Here is a 2,302-nt window from a genome sequence, read left to right as displayed (position 1 = left end):
TTAAAATATTTTTTACTTTAGCTGATTTCTCACCAATTTTTTCAAATGTTGGAGAAAGAAGAAGCCATACCCCGAATAAAAAAAGAAGGATGATTAAGATTGAGCCCACTAATACCTTCAAGAAGATCGACCTCCTAATTTATAATATTAAAAAATCATTAGTATATTGTAAGAAAATTATAACATTTAGGATAAGTTAAAAAATAGAACAATTATTCATTTTTTGGTAAAGTATTCTGTAGAAGAATAAGAGGTGAATTTATGTTTATTTCAGAAAAATTAGTTGAAGTAAGATATGCAGAAACAGATGCAATGGGTGTTGTATACCATGCCAATTATTTAGTGTGGTTTGAAATTGGACGTACTCAATTAATAAAAGATTTGGGCTTTAATTATGCAGAAATGGAATCACAAGGTGTCATTTCTCCAGTAATCGATTTGAATGTTTCATACAAGAAAAGTCTACGATATGGACAGTCTGCTAAAGTAAAAACAAAAATAAAATCACTTACACCACTTAAAGTGATCTACGAATATGAAATTATGAATGAAGAAGGCGATATATGCTGTATAGGAAATTCAACACATGTCCTTGTTCATAAAGAAACATTTAGACCGATTAAATTTAAGAAAATGTTCCCTGACTGGTATGAAGCATATGAGAAGGCGATGGGGCAGGATTAAAGGATAGAAGAAGCAATAAGAGCATGAATAAATAAAAGATTAGAGAGGGAAGATCATTAATCTTCAATCTCTAATCTTTAGTTAATCTTGCTTTTAAAATTTTACTTTTGGTTCTGTTTTGTCTTTAATTCTTTTTATATTTGGACGATGTTTATAGACGACAAAGATTGTAAGTACGATCAAAATATAAGTTATTATGTACCCATTGTCTTTAATTAGTCCAGTGTATTCCATTATAAAAGCTAAAATTGTACCTAAAAAAGCTGTTAACATTGACGAAAGTGAAACGTATTTTGTTGTTTTTAAACTAATTGCGAAGATAATGATTAAGCAGACAAAAAGTAGTGGCGATGCATATAATAAGATCCCTGCAGAGGTTGCTACCGCTTTACCACCTCTAAAACCGGCAAATATTGGATACATATGACCAATAACAGCAACTAGACCGATAATTAAAGGGTGAATTCCATGATAATGGAATAATACAGGTAATGAAGCTGCTAGTGTTCCTTTTAAAATATCTCCAAGTGTTACTATAATACCTGCTTTTTTACCTAATGTGCGGAATGTATTTGTCGCACCAAGATTTCCACTACCGTGTTGACGGATATCTACTCCGTAAAATATTTTTCCAACTACTAAACCGAATGGTACAGATCCGATTAAATAGGCTAGTACAATAATGACCAAACTCATTTTCTAGCTCCTTTTCAAACAATAATAAATTAGTGCAGTATCATATAATTTTATCACAATTTTAAGCGAATATATAGATAGTTGCTTTAGAATATTAATTCAAATGAGGAAACAAAGGACATTTTATTTTTTGTAAAAGTTCTTATATCTATCAATTTTAATGGAAGGAAAAAAATATGAACCCGACAGTTTTAATTATTGAAGATGAAAAAAGATTAAGAGAAATCGTAAAAGAGTATTTTGAAAACGATCAATTTACAGTAATCGAAGCAGAAGATGGAGAACAAGGCATAAAGAAATTTAACGAAAATCAAGTAGATTTAATTATTCTAGATTTAATGCTACCGAAATTAGATGGATGGGAAGTTTGTAAGCTAATTAGAGAGCAATCAAGTATTCCAATCATTATGACTACTGCTCGCTCAGAAGAAGAAGATCAATTACTTGGTTTTGATATTGGAACAGATGAATATGTGACAAAGCCATTTAGTCCTAAAATTCTAGTAGCAAAAGCAAAAAGTGTACTTAGAAGAACGGCTGATTTAAAAGAAGACGATAAAGAATCGAAAACGATTTGTGGAATTACAATCAATACGTCATCAAGGACAGCTTCAATTAATAATGAGTTATTACAACTTACGAATAAAGAGTTCGAATTGCTATGTTATTTAATTGATAATAAAGGCATCGTATTAACAAGAGATCAATTATTAAATAATATTTGGGGCTTTGATTATTTTGGTGATGGAAGAACCGTTGATACACATATTAAAAAACTTAGACATAAATTGGGAGACAAAGCAAAGCATATAGCAACAGTTATTAGAGTAGGCTATAAGTTTGAGGAGTAGAAGATGAAAAATAGTATAGTTCGTAAACTTTTTTTATCCATAACGCTATTATTAGTTATATTTTTATTAAT

The 2,302-nt window shown here is 30.0% G+C and carries 3 protein-coding genes; 2 read left to right on the top strand and 1 reads right to left on the bottom strand.

Annotated features, from left to right (window positions below):
- The first annotated feature begins 261 nt into the window (after positions 1-261).
- On the top strand, positions 262-684 hold the full coding sequence (locus CN514_RS21730) for an acyl-CoA thioesterase (protein WP_098234363.1): 423 nt from the start codon (positions 262-264) through the stop codon (positions 682-684).
- A gap of 93 nt (positions 685-777) precedes the next feature.
- Here the strand turns inward: CN514_RS21730 and plsY are convergent, their stop codons facing one another.
- Positions 778-1,380 carry a glycerol-3-phosphate 1-O-acyltransferase PlsY gene (plsY, locus tag CN514_RS21725; protein ID WP_069032376.1) on the bottom strand — a complete coding sequence of 201 codons (603 nt, stop codon included), beginning with the start codon at positions 1,378-1,380 and terminating at the stop codon, positions 778-780.
- Between the two features lie 176 nt (positions 1,381-1,556).
- Between plsY and CN514_RS21720 the strand changes: the two genes are divergently transcribed.
- Positions 1,557-2,231, top strand: a complete 675-nt coding sequence (locus CN514_RS21720) for a response regulator transcription factor (protein WP_069032377.1) — start codon at positions 1,557-1,559, stop codon at positions 2,229-2,231.
- Positions 2,232-2,302: the final 71 nt, after the last annotated feature.

The sequence above is a fragment of the Bacillus sp. AFS001701 genome (genome assembly GCF_002559405.1).
Classification (GTDB): Bacteria; Bacillota; Bacilli; order Bacillales; family Bacillaceae_G; genus Gottfriedia.
The sequence above is the reverse complement of the archived record's forward strand: the minus strand, read 5'-3'. Positions and strand labels throughout refer to the sequence as shown.

Bases quoted from the DNA above. Each gene is read 5' to 3' on its own strand.
- CN514_RS21720 (WP_069032377.1), top strand. From the start codon at position 1,557: ATGAACCCGACAGTTTTAATTATTGAAGATGAAAAAAGATTAAGAGAA.
- CN514_RS21730 (WP_098234363.1), top strand. From the start codon at position 262: ATGTTTATTTCAGAAAAATTAGTTGAAGTAAGATATGCAGAAACAGAT.
- plsY (WP_069032376.1), bottom strand. From the start codon at position 1,380: ATGAGTTTGGTCATTATTGTACTAGCCTATTTAATCGGATCTGTACCA.